The sequence below is a fragment of the Saccharothrix ecbatanensis genome (genome assembly GCF_014205015.1).
Classification (GTDB): Bacteria; Actinomycetota; Actinomycetes; order Mycobacteriales; family Pseudonocardiaceae; genus Actinosynnema; species Actinosynnema ecbatanense.
On sequence record NZ_JACHMO010000001.1, the window covers coordinates 5,821,836 to 5,839,882 of the forward strand.

Consider the following 18,047-nt stretch of genomic DNA (forward strand, 5'->3'; position numbering starts at 1 on the left):
CGGTTCTCCTAGGTCTTCCGTACGGCGGCACTCCCAGTATCGAGAAACAGTTGCCTATTGTTAACAATTCCCGGGGTGCCGCTCACCACACCGCGCCGACCCTCGCCCACTCGCCCGACCGGGTCCTCAGCAACACCAGGACCAGCCGCAACACCATGAACGCGGAGAGTCCGCTCCAGATGCCGACCAGCCCCCAGCCGAACGCGTAAGACGCCCACACCAACGGCAGGAACCCGAACGCCGCCGAGGCCAGCGTCGCCGTGCGCAGGAACTTCGCGTCACCCGCGCCGAGCAGCACACCGTCCAGCGCGAACACCACGCCCGCGATCGGCTGCAACGCCACGAAGAACCACCAGGCGTGCGGGATCTCGTCCAGCACGGCACGGTCGTTCGTGAACAGCAGGGGCAGCGGGCCGGACAGCGCCGCGAAGATCACGCCGAGCAGCACGCCGAACCACAGCCCGTACCCGGTGACCTGCCAGGCGAACCGGCGAGCCTGCTCCCGCCGTTCCGCGCCGAGCGCCGCGCCGATGATCGACTGGGCGGCGATGGCGAGCGAGTCCAGCAGCAGCGCGAGGAACGTCCACAGCTGCAACACGACCTGGTGCGCGCCGAGCGCGCCGACCGACGTGCGTGCGGCCACGGAGGCGGCGGACAGGAAGCAGGCCTGGAACGCGAGGCTGCGCAGCACCAGGTCCCGGCCGAGGCCGAGCTGGGCGCGCATCCGGTGGTGGTCCGGCCGCGGGCTCACCCGCTCGGCGCGGAACGCCTTGAGGAACAACCCGGCCGACAGCGCCTGCGCGATCACGTTGGCGATGGCCGAGCCCTCCAGGCCCCAGTGCGCGCCGTGGACCAGGATCGGGCACAGAACGGCCGAGATGGCGTTGCCGATGAGCACGTACCGCAGTGGCCGACGGGTGTCCTGCACACCGCGCATCCAGCCGTTGCCGGCCATCGTGACCAGCACGAACGGCGCGCCGAACAGCGCGATGCGCAGCCAGGAGACGGCGTTGTCCGCGACCTCGCCCTCACCGGCCAGCAGCCGCGCGGCGGGTCCGGCCAGCAGTTGCCCCAGCAGGATCACGACCGCGCCGACGGCCAGCGCCAGCCACGTCGCCTGCACGCCCTCCTCCACGGCCTCCTGCCGGCGGCCCGCGCCGAACAGCCGTGCGGTGCGCGCCGTGGTGCCGTAGGACAGGAACGTCAGCTGCGTCGCGACCTGCGTGAACAGCACGCCGCCCAACGCCAGCCCGGCCAGCGGCAACCCACCGAGGTGCCCCACCACGGCCGTGTCCACCAGCACGTACAGCGGCTCGGCCGCCAACACCACCAGCGCCGGCGCCGCCAGCCCGAACACCCGCCGCGCCGAAACCCGCTCCTCCACCCGAACCCCCAACGTTCAGAACGCGCGAGTCCTACGTTCAGGACCCGTGAGTCCTACGTTCAGAACAACCGTGTCCTACGTTCAGGACCCCTGAATTCAACGCTCAGGACGACGCGGCCACGGTGCTCAGGGCGGCGCGCAGGTCGGCGAGGACCTTGTCGGCCGGGCCACTCGCGGTGAAACCGGCGGCCATCCGGTGGCCACCGCCACCCAAGAGCTGCGCCACCTCACGCACGTCCACCCGGCTCACCGCGCGCAACGACACGGACCACGACGACGGCCGCAGCTCCTTGAGCACCGCCGCCACCTCGGCCTCGGCCGTGGTGCGCACCAGGTCGACCACGCTCTCCACCTCCTCGGGCCGCAGCCCGGAGGCGTCCTCCAACGTCACCACCGCGTGCACGAAACCCAGCCCGCCGGCGGCCTCCGGCTCCAGGCACGCCCGGCCGAGCACCTTCGCCAACATGCTGAGATACCCGAACGGGTGACAGTCCATCAACGGCCGGGCCACCGCCTCGCCGTCCACGCCTGCCGCCAGCAGCCTCGCGGCCACCTCGTGCGTCGACGCCGACGCGTGCCGGAACGACCGCGTGTCCGTCACCAGACCCGCGTACACGGACCGAGCCACCGGCTCGTCCAGCTCCACGCCCAGCTCGTCCAGCAGCCGCAGCACCACGATCGCGGTCGCCTCGGCCCGGTCGTCCACCACGTTCACGTGCCCGAACCGGGGGTTCGACACGTGGTGGTCCAACACCACGACCACACCGGCGGTGGACACCCGATCGGCCAACGGCCCGAGCCGCTCGACACTGCCCGTGTCCAACGCCACCAGCACGGGCGGCGCGGCGGGCACCTCCGACGCGGGCACCAGCAGGCCCGCCACGTCCAGGCTCCGCAAGGTCTCCGGCACGTCGTCCGGCGCGCCGAACGACACCCGGACCACCGCCCCGCGGCGGTGCAGGGCCAACCCCAGCGCCAGCGCACTGCCCAACGCGTCCGCGTCGGGGTTCACGTGCGCCAACAGCGTGACGTCGGCGGCAGTGGACAGGACGTGGGCGGCCTCGGCGAGGTCGGCGGCCAGGTCGTCGGACGAGCTCGGGTCGTTGTGCACGACAAGAACGCTAGTCGGCCACGACGCCAGTCCGCTCGGACGCTAGTCCGCGTCCTCGGCTTCGCGCGGCGCCTTGTACGGGTCGGGCTCGCCCGCCGGCTGCGCACCGTGCGCGATCCGGGCCACCTCGGCGTCCAACTCCCGCGCCTTGGCCAGCAGCTCGTCCATCCGACGTGCCTCCTGCGGCACGTTGTCGGTGACGAACGCCAGGGTCGGCGTGAACCGGACACCGGTCTGCTGGCCGACCATCGTGCGCAGCACGCCCTTGGCGCTCTCCAACGCCGCCGCCGCGCCCGCGAGGTCCGGCTCGGAGTCCAGCTTCTCGCCGAGCACGGTGTAGTAGATCGTGGCGTCGTGCAGGTCGCCGGTCACCCTCGTGTCGGTGATGGTCACGCGGGCCAGCCGGGGGTCCTTCACCTCGTGCTCCAACGCGGAAGCCACGATCTGCGAGATCCGCTTGGCGAGCTTGCGAGCCCGTGCCTGGTCGGCCACGGCGCTCCCCTCCTGTCGTCAGTTGCTAGTCGTCCTCCGGCCCGACCATCCGGTGGCGGGCGGAGAGAAGTTCCAGTTCGGGCCGTCCGGCCACCAGCCGCTCGCAGGCGGCCATGACGTCCCTCACATGCTCGGCGTCGGCCGCTACGGCCGCCACTCCGATCAGGGCACGGCGGTGCAGGTCAAGGTGGCCCGCCTCGGCGACGGACACCTCGAACTTGCGCCGCAACTCGGCCACGATGGGCCGCACCACGGACCGTTTCTGCTTCAACGAGTGGACGTCGCCGAGCAGCACGTCCAGCTCAAGGGCACCCACGAACACAGATGATCACCAGGTGTTCAAGGGTGCGGGGCCGCCACCAGGACGGCCCCGCACCTGGCTGAAGACGATCAGGCGCGCGGCTTCTCGCGCATCTCGAACGTCTCGATGATGTCGCCGACCTTCAGGTCGCTGTAGTTGCCGAGCGTCAGACCACACTCGAAGCCCTCGCGGACCTCGGTCGCGTCGTCCTTGAACCGGCGCAGCGAGCTGATCGGCAGGTTCTCCTGCACGACGTTGTTGTCGCGCAGCAGGCGGGCCCGGGCGTTGCGCCGGATCTCGCCCGACATCACGAGGCAACCCGCGATCGTGCCGACCTTGGAGGACTTGAAGACGTCGCGGATCTCCGCGCGTCCCAGCTGGACCTCTTCGTACTCCGGCTTGAGCATGCCCTTGAGGGCCTGCTCGATCTCGTCGATCGCCTGGTAGATCACCGTGTAGTAGCGGACGTCAACGCCCTCGCGGTTGGCGAGTTCGGTGGCCTTGCCCTCGGCCCGGACGTTGAAGCCCAGGACGATGGCGCTACCCGCGACGGCGAGGTTGATGTCGCCTTCGGTGATGCCACCGACGCCACGGTGGATGACGCGGAGCTCGACGTCGTCGCCGACCTCGATCTTCATGAGCGCGTCCTCGAGGGCCTCGACGGTACCCGAGTTGTCGCCCTTGATGATCAGGGTGAGAGCGCTCGTCTCCTTCAGCGCGGCGTCCAGGTCCTCCAGGCTGACGCGCTTGCGCTTCGCGGCGTTCATCGCGTTGCGGTTGCGGGCCTGGCGGCGCTCGGCGATCTGCCGGGCCACCCGGTCCTCCTCGACCACGAGGAACGTGTCACCCGCGCCGGGCACCGAGGTGAGGCCGATGACCTGCACCGGGCGCGACGGGGTCGCCACCGTGATGTCCGCGCCGTGCTCGTCGACCATGCGGCGCACGCGACCGTAGGCGGCGCCCGCCACGATCGAGTCACCGACGCGGAGCGAACCGCGCTGCACCAGCACCGTGGCCACCGGACCGCGACCGCGGTCCAGGTGAGCCTCGATGGCGACGCCCTGCGCCTCCATCTCCGGGTTGGCGCGGAGGTCGAGCGACGCGTCGGCGGTCAGCAGGATCGCTTCCAGCAGGCCGTCGATGTTGATGCCCTGCTTCGCCGAGATGTCGACGAACATGGTCTCGCCGCCATACTCCTCGGCGACCAGCCCGTACTCGGTGAGCTGCTGACGGATCTTGGCGGGGTTGGCCCCCTCCTTGTCGATCTTGTTCACCGCGACCACGATCGGCGCGTTGGCCGCCTGGGCGTGGTTGATCGCTTCCACCGTCTGCGGCATCACGCCGTCGTCGGCCGCCACCACGATGACCGCGATGTCGGTCGAGTTCGCACCACGCGCACGCATGGCGGTGAACGCCTCGTGACCCGGGGTGTCGATGAACGTGATGAGGCGCTCGTTGCCTTCGAGCTCCGTGTTCACCTGGTAGGCGCCGATGTGCTGGGTGATGCCACCCGCTTCGCCCTCGGCCACCTTCGCGGTGCGGATGGTGTCCAGCAGTCGCGTCTTACCGTGGTCGACGTGGCCCATGACGGTCACGACCGGCGGACGGATCTGCAGGTCCTCCTCGCCGCCGGCGTCGTCGCCGTAGGTGATGTCGAACGTGCCGAGCAGCTCGCGGTCCTCCTCCTCGGGGGACACGACCTGCACGTTGTAGTTCATCTCGGAGCCGAGCAGCTCCAGGATCTCGTCGGACACCGACTGCGTCGCGGTGACCATCTCGCCGAGGTGGAACAACACCTGCACCAGCGAAGCCGGGTTGGCGTTGATCTTGTCGGCGAAGTCGGTCAGCGAAGCGCCACGCGGCAGGCGGATCGACTCGCCGTTGCCCTTGGGCAGACGGACACCGCCGACCGAAGGCGCCTGCATGTTGTCCATGTACTCCTGGCGCTTCTGCCGCTTCGACTTGCGGCCACGACGCGCCGGACCACCTGGACGGCCGAAGGCGCCCGCGGCGCCGCCGCGTCCACCGGGACCGCCACCGCCACCGGGACGACCGCGGAAACCGCCACCACCACCGGCCGGTGCGCCACCGCCACCGCCGCCACCGCCGCCGGGGCGGAAGCCACCGCCGCCGCCACCGCCGCCACCAGGACGGAAGCCGCCACCGGCGCCGCCACCGCCACCGCCGCCGCCACCGGGGCGGAAGCCGCCACCAGCGCCGCCGCCGCCACCGGGACGACCGCCGCCGCCACCGCCGCCGCCACCAGGACCGCGGCCACCGCCGCCGCCACCGGGGCCGCCGGGACCACGACCGCCGCCACCGCCGCCGCCACCAGGGCGGGGCGCGGGACGACCGGGCATCATGCCCGGGTTCGGCCGGGGCGGCATGCTGCCGGGGTTGGGACGAGGACCGCCGGGACCGCCGCCGGAGCCACCCGGACGGGGGCCGGCCGGACGCGAGTCAGCGGGCTTGGGACCGGAGGGGCGCTCGCCGCCGCCGGGCGTGGCCGGACGCGGTGCCTGCGGACGCGGCGCGGGTGCGCCACCGCCGACACCGAAGGGGTTGTTGCCCGGACGCGGGGGCCGCGGACCGGCAGGCTTGGGAGACTGCGGGCGCGGCGGGACCACGGACGGGGGGGTGTTCTGAGCTGCCGCGGGCTGCTGCTGCGGCGGGGGCGCCACGCGGGGGCCGGGACGCGGGCCGGGGCCACTCGTCTTCGGCGCCTGCTGGGGTGCCTGCTGCGGCTGCTGCTGAGGCGCGGCGGCCGGAGCCGGAGCGGGAGCCGGGGCCGGAGTCGACGCGGCGGCCGGGGCGGGCGCCTGCGGCTGCTGCTGGGGAGCAGCGGCCGGGGCGGCCGGTTCCGGCGTGGCGGCGGGCTTCGGGGCCGGGGGCTTCGGCGCCATCGGCTTCGGGCCGGGCATCGGACGCGGACCGGGCTTGCCGGCGGGTGCCGGCGGGCGCGGGGTCGTCGTCTCGCTCTTGGTCTCGGCCGAGGGCGCGGGCTTCGGGGCCGCCGGGCGGGCGCCCGCCGGCTTGGCCTTGCCGTCGCTCTTGGCGTAGGCGTCACGAAGCCGCCGGGCCACGGGGGCCTCGACGGTGCTGGACGCGGACTTCACGTATTCGCCCTGATCGGCGAGCTTCGTCAGTAGTTCTTTACTCGTGACACCGAGCTCTTTGGCGAGCTCGTGCACGCGGGCCTTACCTGCCACTGCACTCCTCTGTGAGGGAGGCCGGCGGGCAAGTCCCGTCGACCTCGTCTTAACGTCGCGCGTTCATGTCTTCAGCTTCACGGCTGACTCATGACGGGTCGACCTGCTTCCTTGCTTCCTGCTGGTCACGGGGCGATCCCGCGACCTCCTTCCCACACTGCGCGAGGTGAACGCGCACGCCTTCGACGTCGAGCGACCCCTGGACCCTGAAGGCCCGGGGGAACGCCCGTCGCTTCTCGGCGTTGCGGAGGCAGTCCGGATCGGGGTGCAGCCATGCTCCCCTACCGGCCAACCGTCGACGCGTGTCCGGGACCACAGTCCCGCCCACGACCACCACGCGCAGCAGCTCGGAGGGCAACGTCCGAGCGCGGCACCCTATGCACGTACGAACCGGGCCGATGTGCGCGAATTCCGATCCCCGACGTTGAACCACTGAGAAGTCTATCCCCTGTTGCCTAGTCGGCCGAACCGGATGTCGCCGCGCCCGCCGGAGCGGACCCGCCGGCCTCCGCGTCACTGCGGATGTCGATGCGCCAGCCGGTGAGCCGGGCGGCGAGCCGGGCGTTCTGGCCCTCCTTGCCGATGGCGAGGGAGAGCTGGAAGTCCGGCACCACGACCCGGGCCGTCTTGGCGCGTTCGTCGAGCACCTTGACAGAGACAACCTTCGCCGGTGACAGGGCATTCCCGACGAACGTGGCGGGGTCGTCGGAGTGGTCGATGATGTCGATCTTCTCGCCGGCCAGCTCGCTCATCACGTTCCGCACCCGGGCGCCCATCGGGCCGATGCACGCGCCCTTGGCGTTGACGCCGGGCACCGTGGTGCGCACCGCGATTTTCGAGCGGTGACCTGCCTCACGTGCCACCGCGGGGATCTCGACGGTGCCGTCCGCGATCTCGGGCACTTCGAGGGCGAACAGCCTGCGCACCAGGTTGGGGTGGGTGCGCGACAGCGTGATCTGCGGGCCGCGGGTGCCGCGGGACACGCCCACGACGTAGCACTTGAGCCGTGAGCCGTGCTCGTAGGACTCGCCGGGCACCTGCTCGGCGGGCGGCAGCACGCCTTCGGTGTCACCGATCTGCACCACGACCATGCCGCGGGCGTTCGCGCGGGCGTCGCGCTGCACCACGCCGCCGATGATCTCGCCCTCCTTGGCGGAGAACTCGCCGAACGTGCGCTCGTGCTCGGCGTCGCGCAGGCGCTGGAGGATGACCTGCCGGGCGGTGGTGGCGGCGATGCGGCCGAACCCCTCCGGGGTGTCGTCCCACTCCTCCAGCACGGAGCCGTCCGGGTTCAGGTCCTGCGCGAGGACCCGCACCGCGCCGGTCTTGCGGTCGATCTCCACCCGCGAGTGCGAGTGGTGGCCCTCGGTGTGCTTGTAGGCGGTCAGCAGGGCGGTCTCGATGGCTTCGAGAACCGTGTCGAAGGGGATGTCCTTGTCCCGTTCGATCGCCCTTAGAGCGGCGATGTCGACGTTCACTCCGACTCCTCCTTCAGGTGCTTGCCTTCGAGGAGCGCGAGCTCGTCGACCGGCGGCTGCTTGAACTCGACTTCGACGACGGCGCGCTCGATCGTCTTGTACTCGACGCGGCGCAGCTCGCCCTTGACCAGCAGCACGACTCCGGCGTCGTCGGCCTCGCCGACCCGGCCGAACCACTCGACCTGATCCGGCTGCTTGACCTTCACCAGCCGCAGTCGGTTGCGCTTCCAGTGGCGCGGTTTGGTCAGCGGGCGGTCCGCGCCGGGCGAGGTGACCTCGAGCGTGTACGACCCCGCGATCAGGTGCTCGTGGGCGTCGAGCGCGGCGGACACGGCTCGGCCGACCATCGCCAGCTCGTCCGACGTGATGCCGTCGTCGCCGTCCACGACCACCTTGACCAGCCTGCGACGCCCAGCCTGGTTCACGTCGAGCAGCTCGAGGTCGAAGCCGAGTGCCTCGACCTCTTCTCGCACGACGGGTGCTAGCTGCGCGGCGAGTTCTCCGCGCGGCGGGCTGGACACGTGGTGACTCCAAGTCTTTTCGAGTGCAGAGGGCACGGCAACCCCGACCGACGCTGCACTTCGCCGGCCGTGGTCGCCCAGACTATCCCTTTCGGCGAGGTCCCACGTGCCACGGGCGAGGGCGCGGCTCTGGCAGGATCGGCACACGTGACCGGAAGAACGGCGTTCAGCAGGCGCGGAGTGCTGCTGGCGGCGGCCATCGCGCCGCTGGCAGTCGCGTGCACCACACCCCCGCCCCCGCCACCCCCGCCGGACCCGCTGTCGGAGCTGGTGAAGACGGCGCTGTCGGACGCCGCGCTGGCGACGGCCGTCGGCGCGCCGGAGACGGCCGCGGCGCGGGCCGAGCACGCCGCGAAACTCCAGGCTGAGGTGGACCGGGCGACACCGCGGGTGCCCGGGTCGTCGGTTCCGCCGACGACGTCGGCTTCGGTGGCTCCGCCGCCGGGCGCGTCACGGGAGGCTCTGGTGCCCGCGTTGCAGGCGGCGCAGAAGCAGGCGGGTGACCTGGTGGCGTCGACGCAGTCGTACCGGGTGGGACTGGTCGCCTCGGTGGCGGCCGGGTGCGCGAGCCTGGTGGAGGCGTTGTCGTGAGCGTGGAGTCGATGCAGGAGGCGCTGCGCGCCGAGCACGCGGCGGTGTGGACGTACGGGCTGGTCAGCGCGTTCATCTCGGTGCCGCAGCAGGTGGCGGCGGTGGCCGACGGCGCGAACGCGCACCGGGCGCGGCGGGACGTGACGGAGCGGTGGCTGCGGGACGCCGGGGCCACTCCACAGCCACCGGCGGCGGCCTACCTCGCGCCCCAGCCGGTGGACAGCGCGGCGTCGGCTATCGCGGCGCTGGTCTCGGTGGAGACGGACGCGTGCGTGGCCTGGCGCGGGGTGCTGGAGCGGACCGAGGACGGGACGCTGCGGACGTCGGCGCTGGACGCGTTGACCGTGGCGGCGGTGCGGGCGACCCGGTGGCGCAAGGCGGCCGGGCTGACGCCGGCGTCGATCCCGTTCCCGGGCGCCGGCGTCGGCTGACGCCGGCGGGGTCAGGGGATCAGGTCTGCGGCGAGGCGCATGGCGTCTTCGCTGATCCGCTTCATCAACTGGATGTGCCTGGTCTCGTCGGGGCCGTGGACGGCCGAGTCAGACTCGATGATGATCACGTCGAGGTCCCTCTGCTCCGACGCGAAACCGCCATTGGCCAGCGTGAGCATGTTCGGCACCCGCACCGCGCCGTCCTTGACCAGGTCGTTGACGTTGCCGGTGCCGTCGCGGGTGGTCAGGTCCTTGAGCTTGGCGGCGTCTTCGACGGTCTTCATCCGCACCACGGACACGGATGTGTAGACCTTCACCCCGTCGGGGGTGGTGGTCGTGTACAGCCCGCGAGTGAGCTGCTGGCACGGCGTGGTGGTCAGGAAAACCTTGGTCGGCCCGTACGCGTGCGGCGCGCAGTCGCTGTCCTTGAGCGGCTCCGGCACGTCCGGCGACTTGACGAAGGTGAACTCGCCGGGCGGCGCGGACGTCGGGGCGGGTGTGCCGGTCTGCTCGTTCTTCGGCATCACGACCAGCCAGACCAGCCCGGACACCACGGCCACACCGACCAGCCCCAGCCCTTTGAGCACCAGCCCGCGACGGGACGGCTTCGGCGCGGGCGGCCGGGGCGGCGGCGAGTTCAGCAACGAGTCCAACTGACCGATCTCCGACCGCCACAGCGGCGCCGTGTCCGACGTCCGGATGGGCGGGATCCGCTGCGTCACCTCTTGGGGTGATTCGGGAGGAACCGACACAAAGACTCACGGTAACGGACGGGCGTCAGCCGAGCGCCTTGAGCACCAGATCGACATCGGGCACGGCGTTGTACAGGTGAAACGCCAGCCGGACCCGTCCGGCGCGCAGACTCGACCGAACTCCGGCGGCGGCCAGCCGCTCGCTCGCCGACGGCAGGTCCAGCGACACGATCGCGGATCCGCGCGCGGGCAGCCCGAGACCGGCCAGGAGGGTGTCGGCGAGCGCCACGTTGTGGTCGCGGACCGCCGCCAGGTCGAGCGAGGCGAGGTACGTCAGCGACGCCGCGGCGCCGACCTGGGCCAGCCAGCCGGGTGAGATGTCGAGCCGCCGGGCGTCCGGCGCGAGGCGCAGCGGCAGCCCGTAGACCGTGGTCCAGGGGTCGTCACCGGCGTACCAGTTCGCCGCCGCGGGCACCGTGCGCTCCAACGCCGAGGGCGAGCACGCGAGCCACGCGCACCCCCGCGGGGCCATCAGGAACTTGTAGCCGACGGCGACCACCCAGTCCGCCCAGTCCAGTTCGAGCGGCAGCCAGCCGGCCGCCTGGGAAGCGTCCAGGAGCACCGGCACGCCGGTCGCGCGGAGCCCTTCCAGGTCCACGATCCGGCCGTCGACGGACTGCACGACGCTCACCGCGACGAGGTCGTGCGAGCCCGCTTCGGCCACGATCTCGTCCAGATCGACTTCGGTGACCCGCAAGCCCCGCGCCGCGAACGGGAACGTCAGGCTGGTGAACTCGCCTCGCGCCACCAGCACGGACGCGTCGGCGGGCAGGCCGGCGGCCACCAGGGCCACGAGCTGGGAGCCCGACGCGCCCATCGCCACACGTTCGGCCGGCACGCCCACGAGCTGCCCGAACGCGGTGCGCGCCGCGGCGACGTGGGGGTCGAAGTCGGTGGGGCGGTCGAGGCCCGCCGACCACCGCCGCACGGCCTCGGACACAGCGGCGGCGGCGGGTGCGGGCGGGACGCCGATGCCGGCGGTGTTCAGGTAGCCGAGGGGGACGTCGAAGGTCGTGCCGAACGATGAGCGCATGAGGCCATCACAGGGGCTCGCAGGCCTCGGCGTCCACCGGAAAACCGTCAGTGCAGGCTGATCACGTTCCTGGTGACCTTGGCCGCCGCGTCGGAGCACAGGAACGCCACCACGCCGGCGACGTCCTCCGGCTGCGACACGTCGTGCTCCGCGCGGACCGCGTCGTTGACCCAGCCGGTGTCGGTGACGCCCGGCTTGACCACGTTCGACGTGATGCCGTGCGGCCACAGCTCGGTCGCCGCGGCCATGGCGTAGTTGTCCAGCGCCGCCTTGGCCGCGCCGTAGGTCACCTCGCTGGGGAACCCGAGCGGGCCGCCCGACGTGAGGCCGACGATGCGTCCCCAGTTCCCGCCGCGGGCGATGTGCCGCCGGGCGAACTCGGCGATCAGCAGCGCGCCGGCCCGTGCGTCCACCGCGAACTGCGCGTCGAACGTCTGCGCCGTCACCGCCCCCAGCAGCCGGCCGAACTTGTCGGTCTCGGCGGCCAGGAACGTGTCCTGGACCCAGGCGGACGCGTTGTTGACCAGGATGTCGACCGGTCCGAAGACCTGTTCGGCGGTGTCGAACAGCATGGCGGGCGCCAGCGGGTCGGTGAGGTCGACCTCGATCGCGTGCGCCTTGCCGCCCGCCTCGGTGATGGCGGCGACCACCTCGTCCGCGCCCGACTCGCGGGCGGTGAAGTACTCCTGCGGCGTGCTCGGGTCCGGCGGGGGCACGAAGCGCAGGAACGTGATGAGGACGTTGACTCCCTGTGCCGCGAGGGCCTTGGCGGTCTCGGCGCCGATGCCCTGGTTGGCCCCCGTGACGATCGCGGTATGGATCACGATCCGCATCCTGCCTGATCGGGGGACGGCGTCGCATCGCAATTGCGGGTGGTCGGACGTGCGGCGTTCGTAAGCTCTGGGGTCATGCGCAGTGAAGAGATCGAGATCCGCACCGGGTCGGCCGAGGTCGTGCACGACCTGACCCGTGCGTGCGAGGACTTCCTGGCCGAGGTGGACGGCGACGGGCTGCTGCACGTCTGGGTGCCGCACGCCACCGCCGGTCTGGCGGTGCTGGAGACCGGCGCGGGCAGCGACGAAGACCTGCTGGCCGCGCTGCGCGAGCTGCTGCCCGCCGACGGCCGGTGGCGGCACCGGCACGGGACGCCGGGTCACGGCCGTGACCACGTGCTCCCCGCGCTGGTGCCGCCGTACGCGACGATCCCGGTGCTAGGCGGTGTGCTGGCGCTGGGCACCTGGCAGTCCGTCTGCCTGGTCGACACGAACGTCGACAACCCCGTCCGCAAGGTCCGGCTGTCCTTCCTTCCCGGCTAGGCCCTTCTCCGGCAGGACCTTCTTGGGCAGAAGCAGGACGGCCAGACCGACCGCGGCCATGCCCACGAACACCCACACCTGGGCGGTGTCGGGCGAGCCGCCGTTCAGCAGCGCGCGCAGGCCCTCGGCGGAGAACCGGAACGGCGTCCACGACCACAGCAACGCGCGGTAGACGGGGTCGAGCAGTTCCGGCACCTGACCGGCGACAGCGGGCGCGATCAGGTACATCGGTCCCAGCAGGGCCATCGCGCGGATGCCGAGAAGCCGCAGCAGAGCGCCCTGGACCAGGGCGAACGCCCCGGCGAGCAGGGCGAGGTAGCCGAGCACGTCCCAGCCGAGCGGCAGCGCCGAGTCCCACAGGGCGAAGAAGCCCGCCACGACCGCGACGCCCAGCACGGTCGCCGTCGTGGCGCCGACCAGCCTGCTGACCGTGTTCGGCCTGCGTGCCAGCGCCGTGAACGCCGCCCCGGCGATTAGACCCGTGATCCACAGCAACGCGCTCGCGGCCAGTGGCGCGGTCCGACCCGCGGCGGACGCCGGGTTCAGCATGAGGACCTGCGCCTGCATCCCGGCCCCTTGCGTGACGCCGGCGAGCACCTGCTGGGCGACCTGCGTGCCGGACGGGTTCACCGCGCCGGACAGCACCACGGTCGCGCCGGCGGGCGCCAGTTCGAGCACGCCGTAGACCTCTTGGCGGGACAGCAGGTCCCGCGCCTCCCCCGGTGTGGTCACGCGCCACGTGACCTCCGCCGTGCCCGCACCGGCGAGCTTGTCGGCGACGCCGCGCAGCTGTGGTGGCGCATCGGGGCCCACGGCGACCGCGAGCGGCACCGCCTCCGGGTGCACGGTCGCCTGGACGCCGAACGTCACCAGACCCAGCACGAGCGCGATCAGCGCGCCCACCACGGCGGTGGCCACAGCGGTGACCGCCGGCGGTCGGTCGTGCAGTGCGGCCATGTCGTCCTCCTCGTAGTCGATCGGATCGGAGTTGATCGGATCGCGTAGTTCATCAGGTGTTGAATTCGACGCTACGCCGCGCCCACGAGAGAAGTCAACGTGTGCTGAATTCCTCGGAGAGGTCCGGGACGGGGAACCGGCACGGTACGGTTTCGCCGTGACTTACCCAGGTGACGGCCAGTCCGGCTGGGGCGGCCAGCCCGGCCAGGGCGACTGGGGGCCGCAGGACCACGGCCATGCGCAGCAGGGCTACCCGCAGCAGGGTTACGGCGGTTCGTACGGCGGGCTCGGCGTGTTCTCCGGCGGCGCCGAGCCGCCGCCCAAGAAGGACAAGACCAAGCTGTGGCTGGCGGTCGGCGCGGTCGTGCTCGTGCTCGTCGGTGCCGGCGTGACGACCTACGTGATGACCCGCCCGGACGCCCCGGCGCCGATCGCCCAGAACACGAGCAGCAGCGCGCCCACGACGACCACCACCGCGAAATCGACTGCGAAGTCGACCACGAAGTCGAGCGCGCCGAACACCACCTGCCAGCCGGTCCAGCCCGGCTGGAACTGCCTGCCCGTCCCCGGCCTGTCGTACAGCTACGACGTGCCCAAGGGCTGGTCCCCCTCGGACGGCCACGCCGCGGTCGAGGGGATGACGGACGTGAAGCTGACCGGCCTGACCGTCGTCGGCGCCTACGACTGCGAGGGCCGGGGCTTCACCCGCGGCGGCGCGGGCGGCGTCGTGGTGCCTCAGACCGACCTGGCCGCGGTGGCCAAGGACTTCGCCCAGAAGCTCGGCACCCAGTTCTACGAGTCGGCGCCCCAGTTCGACGTGAAGCTGAGCGAGCCGAAGCCCGTGAAGGTGCCCAACAAGCCGGCTGAAATCGAGGGCGTGCAGGTCGACGCCACCATCACCACGTCCGGTGACAAGTGCCTGGCCACCAAGGGCATGGTGAAGGTGCTGGTGCTGCGCGGCGACAAGGGGTTCCACGTGTTCATGTCCAACGGCGACCTCGAAGGCGGTCCCGCCGAGCCCAAGCCGCCGACGGAGGCCGACCTGCAGACCATGGTCGACTCCGTCCGGGCACTGAGCCGGAGCTGAGCCCGTGAGCTACTCCGGACTGGGCGTCTACCAGCAGCAACCGCCACCGAAGCCACCGAGCCGCGCGCCGTTGTGGATCGCGCTCGCCGTGGTCGGCGTGCTCGCCCTCGGCGGCGGCGTGACGGCATTCGTGGTGCTGAACTCCAAGAGTGAGGCCACGCCCACGTCGTCCGGGTCGACGCCGACGTCGACCACGCCGTCCGGGCCGGAATGGCAGCCGGTGGAGGACTCGCAGTCAGGCCTGGAGTACGAGCTGCCGCCGTCGTGGGAGTCCACCGGCGCCGGCGCGTCCGGGCCGGTGCGGATGTCCACGTCGTACGTTTCGCGGCCGTTCCAGTGCCAGGGGCGCAGCATGATCCAGGCGCAGGCGATGGCCGGAACTGCTGCCGACGACGACCTGGAGAAGGTCGCCACCGACCTGGTGAACCGGATCGCGGCCGGCGGGTACACCGTCAACGGCGCGCCGCCCGAGATCGCCGAACCGCAGGTCGAGTCCGGTGACTCCGCGGAGCCCGAGGTGGTGCGGGTCAGCGTCTCGGTGACGCCGAAGTCCGCCAGCGCCTGCTACGCGCCCAAGGCCACGGTCAGCGCGGTGGCGTTGCGCAACGGTAAGAAGACGTCGGTGTTCGTGCTGAACGTCGCCGAAGGCGGGCCGCACGTGGCCGAGGGGCCGTCCGACGACGACGTGAAGCGGATCCTGGAGAGCGTGCGGCTGTCGTGAACACCCTGGTGCTGTGGGACATCGACCTGACGCTGATCAACGCGAGGGGTCTCGGCCGCGAGTGGTACCGCACCGCGTTGCGCGCGGCGGCGGGCCTGGACCTCGTGCACCCGCTCAATTTCGGTGGCCGCACCGAGCGTGCCATCACGCTGGAGATGCTGGCGTCGCACGACCTCGAGCCCACCGAGGAACTGGTCACGCGGCTGCACGCGGAACTGATCGACGTGGCCGCTCGGGAACGCCACCTGCTGCCGTCACACGGGCACGCGCTGCCGGGTGCTTTGGCGGCGCTGAAGGCGTTGGCGGCGCGGGAGAACGTCGTGCAGTCGCTGGTGACGGGGAACCTGGTCGAGATCGCCCGGTACAAGCTGGCGGCGTTCGGGCTGGACGAGCACGTGGACTTCGAGATCGGCGGCTACGGCTCGGTGTCCGAGCACCGACCCGCGCTGGTGCTGGAGGCGGTGCGGCTGGCCTCCGCCAAGCACACCCGCGAGTTCCGGTCCGTGGTCATCGGCGACACGCCGCACGACGTGGACGCCGCACTGCACCACGGCGCCGTCGCCATCGGGGTGGCGACCGGCGGCAGCAGCGTCGCGGAACTGCGAGAGGCGGGCGCGCACATCGTGCTCACCGACCTCTCCGACACCGCGGCTGTTCTGAGCGCGGTGCTGGATGGCCGCTGCTCCGCAGACGGCGGCTCGGTCGCCTGACAGTCGCTCGCTCGCGCCTCATTTCCGGCGATCGAAAAGCGTGATCACCGGAAATGAGACCCGAACGAGTGACGCGACCTCGCGTGCTCAGCCCCTGACGACCTCGAGCAGGTGCTGAACGGCGGCGCCGAGCGCCACCTCGGTCCGCTCACCCGTGCGGCGGTCCTTGACCTCGACCAGGCCGTTCACCAGGCCGCGGCCCACGACCAGGATGGTCGGCACACCGATCAGCTCGGCGTCCGCGAACTTCACGCCCGGGCTCGCCTTGCGGTCGTCCAGCAGCACCCTCAGGCCGGACGCCGACAGCTCCTCAGCGAGCTTCGCACCGCCCGCGAGCAGCGTCTCGTCCTTGCCCGCGACGACCACGTGCACGTCCGCCGGCGCCACGTTCCGAGGCCAGATCAGACCGCGGTCGTCGTGGCTCTGCTCGGCGATCGCGGCCACCAGGCGGGACACGCCGACGCCGTACGAGCCCATGGTGATCCGGACGGGCTTGCTGTCCGGACCCAGCGCGTCCAGCGAGAACGCGTCCGCGTACTTGCGGCCCAACTGGAAGATGTGCCCGATCTCGATGCCGCGCGCGGCGACCAGCACGCCCTTGCCGTCGGGTGACGGGTCGCCCTCGCGGACCTCCGCCACGTCGATCGTGCCGTCGGGGGTGAAGTCACGGCCGGCGACGAGGTCCACCACGTGGTGGTCGGCCTTGTCCGCGCCGGTGACCCACGCCGTGCCGCGCACCACGCGCGGGTCGGCCAGGTACCGGACGCCGTTGGCCTGGAGCGCCGCCGGGCCGATGTAGCCCTTGACCAGGAAGGAGTTGCGGGCGAAGTCCGCCTCCTCCAGCATCGCCACCTCGGCCGGCTCGACCGCCGCCTCCAGCCGCTTCAGGTCGACCTCGCGGTCGCCGGGCAGGCCGATGGCGAGGAGCGTCCACTCCTTCTCGCCGGGCTTCCGGGTCTTCACCAGGACGTTCTTCAGCGTGTCCGCGGCGGTGAAGGTGCGGTCCGTGTTGGCGTTGAGGAAGGTGACCAGGGACTCGATGGTCGGCGTGTTCGGCGTGTGGTGCACCTGCGCCTCGGGCTGCGCCGCCGGGTCCTGCTCGGCGGGCGCGGGCGTCGTGACCGCCTCCACGTTCGCCGCGTAGCCGGACTCCGTGCTGCGGACGAAGGTGTCCTCGCCGTTCGGCGCGACCGCCAGGAACTCCTCCGACGCCGAGCCGCCCATCGCGCCGGACGTGGCGGAGACGATGACGTACTCCATGCCGAGCCGGTCGAAGATCCGGATGTAGGCGTCGCGGTGCTGCTGGTAGGACTCGGCCAGGCCCTCGTCGGTGAGGTCGAAGGAGTAGGAGTCCTTCATCACGAACTCACGGCCGCGCAGGATGCCCGCGCGGGGGCGTGCCTCGTCCCGGTACTTGGTCTGGATCTGGTAGAGCGTGACCGGGTAGTCCTTGTAGGACGAGTACTCGCCCTTAACGGTGAGCGTGAACAGCTCCTCGTGGGTGGGGCCGAGCAGGTAGTCGGCGCCCTTGCGGTCCTTGAGGCGGAAGATGTTGGGGCCGTACTCGGTCCACCGGTTGGTCGCCTCGTAGGGCTCCTTCGGCAGCAGCGCGGGGAACTGGATCTCCTGGGCGCCGAACGCGTCCATCTCCTCGCGCACGATCTGCTCGATGTTGCGCAGCACCCGCAGACCCAACGGCAGCCACGAGTAACCGCCTGGCGCGACGCGGCGCACGTAGCCGGCGCGGACCAACAGCTTGTGGCTGGGTACTTCGGCGTCGGCCGGGTCCTCGCGCAGGGTGCGCAGGAACAGCGACGACATCCTCGTGATCACGGTGGGTGCTCCTCGTGGGCGGGTTGTCCGGAAAGGGTAGTGAACCGGGCCTGATCAGTTCCAACGGGTTCCTTCTCGCGGGCCCGGTCGTCCGTTCTGGTCGTGGGTGGTCGTCTGTTC

General features: G+C 71.6%; 19 protein-coding genes. 6 read left to right on the plus strand and 13 right to left on the minus strand.

Translation table 11 applies throughout. The annotated features are described in order from the left end of the window. Nucleotides 1-82: 82 nt before the first annotated feature. The 8 genes from F4560_RS24560 to rimP all read right to left on the minus strand — a co-directional run bounded on the left by F4560_RS24560 (nt 83) and on the right by rimP (nt 8,496). The gene (locus F4560_RS24560) at nt 83-1,384 is read right to left on the minus strand and encodes an MATE family efflux transporter (protein ID WP_312869457.1); all 1,302 of its coding nucleotides are present in this window, start codon (nt 1,382-1,384) and stop codon (nt 83-85) included. A gap of 103 nt (nt 1,385-1,487) precedes the next feature. Next, nucleotides 1,488-2,495, minus strand: a complete 1,008-nt coding sequence (locus F4560_RS24565; RefSeq protein WP_312869458.1) for a DHH family phosphoesterase — start codon at nt 2,493-2,495, stop codon at nt 1,488-1,490. A gap of 42 nt (nt 2,496-2,537) precedes the next feature. Further along, entirely contained in the window at nt 2,538-2,987 is a 450-nt protein-coding gene (rbfA, locus tag F4560_RS24570) for a 30S ribosome-binding factor RbfA (protein WP_184923596.1), read from the minus strand. A gap of 25 nt (nt 2,988-3,012) precedes the next feature. Further along, nucleotides 3,013-3,309: a DUF503 domain-containing protein gene (locus F4560_RS24575; protein WP_184923598.1), complete on the minus strand. Its 297-nt coding sequence runs from the start codon at nt 3,307-3,309 to the stop codon at nt 3,013-3,015. A 68-nt stretch (nt 3,310-3,377) separates the two neighbouring features. Next, nucleotides 3,378-6,497, minus strand: coding sequence for a translation initiation factor IF-2 (infB, locus tag F4560_RS24580; protein WP_184923599.1), 3,120 nt, complete (start codon nt 6,495-6,497; stop codon nt 3,378-3,380). Between the two features lie 88 nt (nt 6,498-6,585). Then, nucleotides 6,586-7,014: a YlxR family protein gene (locus tag F4560_RS24585; RefSeq protein ID WP_312869459.1), complete on the minus strand. Its 429-nt coding sequence runs from the start codon at nt 7,012-7,014 to the stop codon at nt 6,586-6,588. After that, the gene (nusA, locus tag F4560_RS24590; protein WP_184923603.1) at nt 6,953-7,975 is read right to left on the minus strand and encodes a transcription termination factor NusA; all 1,023 of its coding nucleotides are present in this window, start codon (nt 7,973-7,975) and stop codon (nt 6,953-6,955) included. Before nusA ends, F4560_RS24585 begins: the two co-directional genes overlap by 62 nt. Further along, complete coding sequence (gene rimP, locus F4560_RS24595) at nt 7,972-8,496, minus strand: ribosome maturation factor RimP (protein WP_184923605.1); 525 nt, start codon at nt 8,494-8,496, stop codon at nt 7,972-7,974. The genes nusA and rimP overlap by 4 nt, the downstream gene beginning before the upstream one ends. Before the next feature lie 147 nt (nt 8,497-8,643). Here rimP and F4560_RS24600 point away from each other — a divergent pair, with 147 nt between their 5' ends. Both F4560_RS24600 and F4560_RS24605 read left to right on the plus strand, forming a co-directional pair. Then, a complete protein-coding gene (locus F4560_RS24600; RefSeq protein WP_184923607.1) occupies nt 8,644-9,087 on the plus strand; it encodes a hypothetical protein in 444 nt (147 codons plus the stop codon). Continuing rightward, on the plus strand, nt 9,084-9,518 hold the full coding sequence (locus F4560_RS24605) for a ferritin-like domain-containing protein (RefSeq protein WP_312869460.1): 435 nt from the start codon (nt 9,084-9,086) through the stop codon (nt 9,516-9,518). Before F4560_RS24600 ends, F4560_RS24605 begins: the two co-directional genes overlap by 4 nt. Before the next feature lie 11 nt (nt 9,519-9,529). Here the strand turns inward: F4560_RS24605 and F4560_RS24610 are convergent, their stop codons facing one another. The 3 genes from F4560_RS24610 to F4560_RS24620 are packed head-to-tail and all read right to left on the minus strand — an operon-like array spanning nt 9,530 to nt 12,127. After that, complete coding sequence (locus tag F4560_RS24610) at nt 9,530-10,270, minus strand: hypothetical protein (protein ID WP_184923608.1); 741 nt, start codon at nt 10,268-10,270, stop codon at nt 9,530-9,532. 25 nt (nt 10,271-10,295) lie between these two features. Next, on the minus strand, nt 10,296-11,303 hold the full coding sequence (locus F4560_RS24615; RefSeq protein ID WP_184923610.1) for an aminotransferase class V-fold PLP-dependent enzyme: 1,008 nt from the start codon (nt 11,301-11,303) through the stop codon (nt 10,296-10,298). 47 nt (nt 11,304-11,350) lie between these two features. Then, on the minus strand, nt 11,351-12,127 hold the full coding sequence (locus tag F4560_RS24620; RefSeq protein ID WP_312869461.1) for an SDR family NAD(P)-dependent oxidoreductase: 777 nt from the start codon (nt 12,125-12,127) through the stop codon (nt 11,351-11,353). Nucleotides 12,128-12,211: 84 nt separating this feature from the next. Between F4560_RS24620 and F4560_RS24625 the strand changes: the two genes are divergently transcribed. Continuing rightward, nucleotides 12,212-12,619 carry a YjbQ family protein gene (locus tag F4560_RS24625; protein WP_184923615.1) on the plus strand — a complete coding sequence of 136 codons (408 nt, stop codon included), beginning with the start codon at nt 12,212-12,214 and terminating at the stop codon, nt 12,617-12,619. On the opposite strand, the gene F4560_RS24630 is transcribed toward F4560_RS24625, so the two are convergent. Continuing rightward, complete coding sequence (locus tag F4560_RS24630) at nt 12,515-13,576, minus strand: ABC transporter permease (protein ID WP_184923617.1); 1,062 nt, start codon at nt 13,574-13,576, stop codon at nt 12,515-12,517. The two genes, F4560_RS24625 and F4560_RS24630, sit on opposite strands and share 105 nt — an antisense overlap. 157 nt (nt 13,577-13,733) lie before the next feature. Here F4560_RS24630 and F4560_RS24635 point away from each other — a divergent pair, with 157 nt between their 5' ends. From F4560_RS24635 to F4560_RS24645, 3 genes are read left to right on the plus strand one after another with little or no spacing between them, the layout of a single operon-like run. Further along, nucleotides 13,734-14,663 carry a DUF8017 domain-containing protein gene (locus F4560_RS24635; protein ID WP_184923619.1) on the plus strand — a complete coding sequence of 310 codons (930 nt, stop codon included), beginning with the start codon at nt 13,734-13,736 and terminating at the stop codon, nt 14,661-14,663. Between the two features lie 4 nt (nt 14,664-14,667). Beyond that, nucleotides 14,668-15,384, plus strand: coding sequence for a DUF8017 domain-containing protein (locus F4560_RS24640; RefSeq protein WP_184923621.1), 717 nt, complete (start codon nt 14,668-14,670; stop codon nt 15,382-15,384). Next, nucleotides 15,381-16,094, plus strand: coding sequence for an HAD family hydrolase (locus tag F4560_RS24645; RefSeq protein WP_312869462.1), 714 nt, complete (start codon nt 15,381-15,383; stop codon nt 16,092-16,094). Before F4560_RS24640 ends, F4560_RS24645 begins: the two co-directional genes overlap by 4 nt. A gap of 87 nt (nt 16,095-16,181) precedes the next feature. On the opposite strand, the gene F4560_RS24650 is transcribed toward F4560_RS24645, so the two are convergent. Continuing rightward, the gene (locus F4560_RS24650) at nt 16,182-17,927 is read right to left on the minus strand and encodes a proline--tRNA ligase (RefSeq protein WP_184923623.1); all 1,746 of its coding nucleotides are present in this window, start codon (nt 17,925-17,927) and stop codon (nt 16,182-16,184) included. Nucleotides 17,928-18,047 lie beyond the last annotated feature (120 nt).